The 4,373-nt window shown below is 71.5% G+C and carries 5 protein-coding genes; 4 read left to right on the top strand and 1 reads right to left on the bottom strand.

Annotated elements, in window-relative coordinates; all coding sequences use genetic code 11:
• The first annotated feature begins 119 nt into the window (after nucleotides 1-119).
• From gatC to gatB, 4 genes are read left to right on the top strand one after another with little or no spacing between them, the layout of a single operon-like run.
• Nucleotides 120-419, top strand: a complete 300-nt coding sequence (gene gatC / locus HW445_RS19930; RefSeq protein ID WP_108954271.1) for an Asp-tRNA(Asn)/Glu-tRNA(Gln) amidotransferase subunit GatC — start codon at nucleotides 120-122, stop codon at nucleotides 417-419.
• 2 nt (nucleotides 420-421) lie between these two features.
• Nucleotides 422-1,930 (top strand): Asp-tRNA(Asn)/Glu-tRNA(Gln) amidotransferase subunit GatA, encoded by a 1,509-nt coding sequence (gatA, locus tag HW445_RS19925; protein ID WP_180222350.1) that lies wholly within the window; start codon nucleotides 422-424, stop codon nucleotides 1,928-1,930.
• On the top strand, nucleotides 1,927-2,166 hold the full coding sequence (locus HW445_RS19920; RefSeq protein ID WP_151771111.1) for a hypothetical protein: 240 nt from the start codon (nucleotides 1,927-1,929) through the stop codon (nucleotides 2,164-2,166). The genes gatA and HW445_RS19920 overlap by 4 nt, the downstream gene beginning before the upstream one ends.
• Nucleotides 2,167-2,181: 15 nt before the next feature.
• Nucleotides 2,182-3,696, top strand: coding sequence for an Asp-tRNA(Asn)/Glu-tRNA(Gln) amidotransferase subunit GatB (gene gatB / locus HW445_RS19915; protein WP_151771110.1), 1,515 nt, complete (start codon nucleotides 2,182-2,184; stop codon nucleotides 3,694-3,696).
• Nucleotides 3,697-3,806: 110 nt separating this feature from the next.
• On the opposite strand, the gene HW445_RS19910 is transcribed toward gatB, so the two are convergent.
• Nucleotides 3,807-4,373, bottom strand: a 567-nt coding sequence (locus HW445_RS19910; RefSeq protein WP_180222349.1) for an MFS transporter, incomplete at its 5' end; no start/stop codon positions are given.

Here is a 4,373-nt window from a genome sequence, read left to right as displayed (position 1 = left end):
GCGCCGTGCCGCGGAACCCGAAAGGGGGCCCCGGGGAAACCGGTGCGTGGCGGGCCGTCCGCGAGCCATAGGATTGGGGTTCCACACCACACAGAACTCTCACCCCAGAGGATCGCTGCATGCCTGGCATCACGCGCGAGGAGGTCGCCCACCTCGCCCGGCTGGCGCGTCTGGAGCTGAAGCCCGAAGAGCTCGACCACTTCGCAGGCCAGCTCGACGACATCATCGGCGCGGTCGCCCGCGTCAGCGAGGTCGCCGACCAAGACGTGCCCCCGACCTCCCACCCGCTCCCGCTGACCAACGTCATGCGGGCGGACGAGGTCCGTCCCTCGCTCACCCCGGAGCAGGCGCTCTCCGGCGCCCCTGCCCAGGAGCAGCAGCGTTTCAAGGTGCCGCAGATCCTGGGTGAGGAGCAGTAGTCATGACCGAGATCACCAAGTCCGAGATCATCAGGCTCACCGCGGCCGCGACCGCGGAGAAGATCGCCTCCGGCGAACTCACGGCCGTCGAGGTGGCCGAGGCCCACCTCGCCCGCATCGAGGCCGTCGACGAGAAGGTCAACGCCTTCCTGCACATCGACCGCGAGGGCGCCCTCGCGCAGGCCCGCGAGGTCGACGCCAAGCGCGAGCGCGGCGAGAAGCTCGGCCCGCTGGCCGGCGTGCCGCTGGCGCTGAAGGACATCTTCACCACCGAGGGCGTCCCGACCACGGTCGGCTCCAAGATCCTCGAGGGCTGGATCCCGCCGTACGACGCCACGCTGGTCAAGCGCCTGAAGGCGGCCGACGTCGTCATCCTCGGCAAGACCAACATGGACGAGTTCGCGATGGGCTCCTCCACCGAGAACAGCGCCTACGGCCCGACCGGCAACCCGTGGGACCTCACCCGCATCCCCGGCGGCTCCGGCGGCGGTTCCTCCGCCGCGCTCGCCGCGTACATGGCCCCGCTGGCCATCGGCACCGACACCGGCGGCTCCATCCGCCAGCCGGCCGCCGTCACGGGCACGGTCGGCGTCAAGCCGACCTACGGCGCGGTCTCCCGTTACGGCATGGTGGCGTTCTCGTCCTCCCTGGACCAGGGCGGCCCCTGCGCCCGCACCGTCCTCGACGCGGCCCTGCTGCACGAGGCGATCGCCGGCCACGACCCGATGGACTCCACCTCCATCGACGCCCCGGTCCCGCCGGTCGTCGAGGCGGCCCGCAACGGCTCCGTGGCCGGCATGCGCGTCGGCGTGGTCAAGCAGTTCCGCGGCGAGGGCTACCAGGCCGGCGTGGTGCAGCGGTTCGAGGAGTCGGTCGAGCTGCTCAAGGAGCTGGGCGCCGAGATCGTCGAGCTGGACTGCCCGTCCTTCGACCTGGCCCTCTCCGCGTACTACCTGATCGCGCCCTCCGAGTGCTCGTCCAACCTGGCCCGCTTCGACGGCCTGCGTTACGGCCTGCGCGTCGGCGACGACGGCACGGCCTCGGCCGAGTCGGTCACCTCGCTCACCCGTGAGGCCGGCTTCGGCGACGAGGTCAAGCGCCGCATCATGCTCGGCACCTACGCGCTCAGCTCCGGCTACTACGACGCCTACTACGGCAGCGCGCAGAAGGTCCGCACGCTGATCACCCGGGACTTCGAGAAGGCCTTTGAGCAGGTCGACGTCATCGTGTCGCCGACCACGCCGACCACCGCCTTCCCGATCGGCGAGCGCGCCGACGACCCGATCGCGATGTACCTGGCCGACCTGTGCACCATCCCGACCAACCTCGCGGGCAACTCGGCCATGTCGCTGCCCTGCGGTCTCGCGCCGGAGGACAACCTCCCGGTGGGCCTGCAGATCATCGCCCCGGCGATGAAGGACGACCGTCTCTACAAGGTCGGGGCAGCGGTCGAGGCCGCCTTCGTGGAAAGGTGGGGACACCCGCTCCTCGAGGAGGCTCCGTCACTGTGAACTCGCTGAACAAGGCCAAGGGCTTCAAGAAGTCCCGCACCGGGACCTACCTGTCCATCGCCACCACCGCCTTCGGTGCCGTGACGGTCGTCAAGCAGATCCGCAAGGCCCGTACGGAGAGCGACACCCTGCGGCTGCTGGACGCGGCCGTCTCCGGCGTCGCCATCGTCACCGGCCTCGCCCTCCTGCTGCGCGATCTGAAGCAGCTGGGCGACGACGACGTCCTGCTGGGCTGAGAGGGAAGTTTCACCGTGACCACCACGACCGACCTGGTGTCGTACGAGGACGCGCTGGCGTCCTACGACCCCGTCATGGGCCTCGAGGTCCATGTCGAACTCGGCACCAACACCAAGATGTTCTGCGGTTGTTCGACCTCGCTCGGCGCGGACCCGAACACCCAGACCTGCCCCACCTGCCTCGGCATGCCCGGCGCGCTCCCGGTCGTCAACGCGACCGGCGTGGAGTCGGCAATCAAGATCGGTCTCGCGCTGAACTGCGAGATCGCCGAGTGGTGCCGCTTCGCCCGGAAGAACTACTTCTATCCGGACATGCCGAAGAACTTCCAGACCTCCCAGTACGACGAGCCGATCGCCTTCAACGGCTACCTCGACGTGCAGCTGGAGGACGGGGAGACCTTCCGCGTCGAGATCGAGCGCGCCCACATGGAGGAGGACACCGGCAAGTCGCTGCACGTCGGCGGTGCCACCGGCCGCATCCACGGCGCCTCGCACTCCCTGCTGGACTACAACCGGGCCGGCATCCCGCTGATCGAGATCGTCACCAAGCCCATCGTGGGCGCCGGTGAGCGCGCTCCCGAGGTGGCCCGCGCCTACGTGCGCGAGCTGCGCGAGCTGATCCGTGCCCTCGGCGTCTCCGAGGCCCGCATGGAGCAGGGCCAGATGCGCTGCGACGTCAACCTGTCGCTGCGCCCGCACGGCCGGGAGAAGTTCGGCACCCGCAGCGAGACCAAGAACGTCAACTCGCTGCGCTCGGTGGAGCGGGCCGCCCGCTTCGAGATCCAGCGGCACGCGGCGGTGCTGTCCTCCGGCGGCACCATCGTGCAGGAGACCCGCCACTTCCACGAGGACACCGGGTCCACGACCTCGGGCCGCGTGAAGGAGGAGGCGGAGGACTACCGCTACTTCCCGGAGCCGGACCTGGTCCCGGTCGCCCCGTCCCGCGAGTGGGTCGAGGAGATCCGCGGCTCGCTGCCGGAGCTGCCGCTGGCCCGCCGCAACCGGCTGCGCGAGGAGTGGGGCGTGTCGGGCACCGACATGCAGGCCATCCTCAACGCCGGCACGCTGGACCTGATCGTCCGGACGATCGAGGCCGGCGCGGACGCCGCCTCCGCCCGCAAGTGGTGGATGGGTGAACTGGCCCGCAGCGCCAACGAGTCGGGCGTCGCGCCCGACCAGCTGGCGATCACCCCGGACCAGGTGGCGCGGGTGTCCGAGCTGGTCGCCAAGGGCGAGCTCAACGACAAGCTGGCCCGCCAGGTCATCGAGGGCGTGCTCGCCGGCGAGGGCACGCCGGACGAGGTCGTGGACAAGCGCGGCCTGAAGGTCGTCTCCGACGAGGGCGCGCTGGGCACGGCCGTGGACGAGGCGATCGCCGGCAACCCGGGTGTCGCGGACAAGATCCGCGGCGGCAAGGTGGCGGCGGCCGGAGCGCTGGTCGGCGCGGTCATGAAGGCCACCCGTGGCCAGGCCGACGCGGCCCGCGTCAAGGAACTGATCCTGGAGAAGCTCGGCGTCAGCGAGGGCTGAGCCCCTCGGCGACCGCACACGGCGGCGCCCCGGACCGGAAGAGCCTTCCGGTCCGGGGCGCCGCCGTGTGCGGGCCGCCGACGTATGCGGGGTCGCGGTGCCGGCGGGCGTCAGGACGGGGTGTCGTCCGGGAGCCGGAGGACGGCCGGCACGGTCAGCGCCATCAGCCCCGCCCCGCACAGCAGCGTCGTCCGGAAGCCGTCCCCGGCCGGCAGGAGCAGGGCGAACAGCGCGGTTCCGGCGCCGGCGGCGAGGCGGCTCACCACGTTCAGGGCGGTGGTGCCCCCGGCGGTCTCCGGGCCGGACAGCCCCTGGGTGGCGGCCGTCATCAGCGGCATGTTGACCAGCCCGACCCCCACGCCCAGCACCCCGAGCGCCGCCACCACCCAGCCGACCGGTACCTGCGCGTCACCCGTCAGGAGGGCGACCGCCAGGTACGCGGACGTGGCCAGCAGCGTGCCGGGCAGCGCCAGGCGCCGGGGCGGCAGCCGGTCGGCGATCCGGCCCGAGAACTGCATCACGGTGCCGCTGCACAGGAACTGCGGCGCCATCAGCAGCCCGGTCATGGTGCCGCTCAGCCCGCGCTCCTGCTGCCAGTACAGCGGCACGGCCATCAGCAGCCCGAAGTAGGCCGCCGAGAACGGCACCAGCGCGGCCACGGCCCGGCCGTACGCGGG

This window comes from Streptomyces sp. UH6 (assembly GCF_013421635.1).
Classification (GTDB): Bacteria; Actinomycetota; Actinomycetes; order Streptomycetales; family Streptomycetaceae; genus Streptomyces; species Streptomyces abyssomicinicus.
Note: the sequence above shows the minus strand (reverse complement) of the source record. Positions and strands in the feature narration are given on the sequence as shown.

Bases quoted from the DNA above. Each gene is read 5' to 3' on its own strand.
- gatC (WP_108954271.1), top strand. From the start codon at position 120: ATGCCTGGCATCACGCGCGAGGAGGTCGCCCACCTCGCCCGGCTGGCG.
- gatA (WP_180222350.1), top strand. From the start codon at position 422: ATGACCGAGATCACCAAGTCCGAGATCATCAGGCTCACCGCGGCCGCG.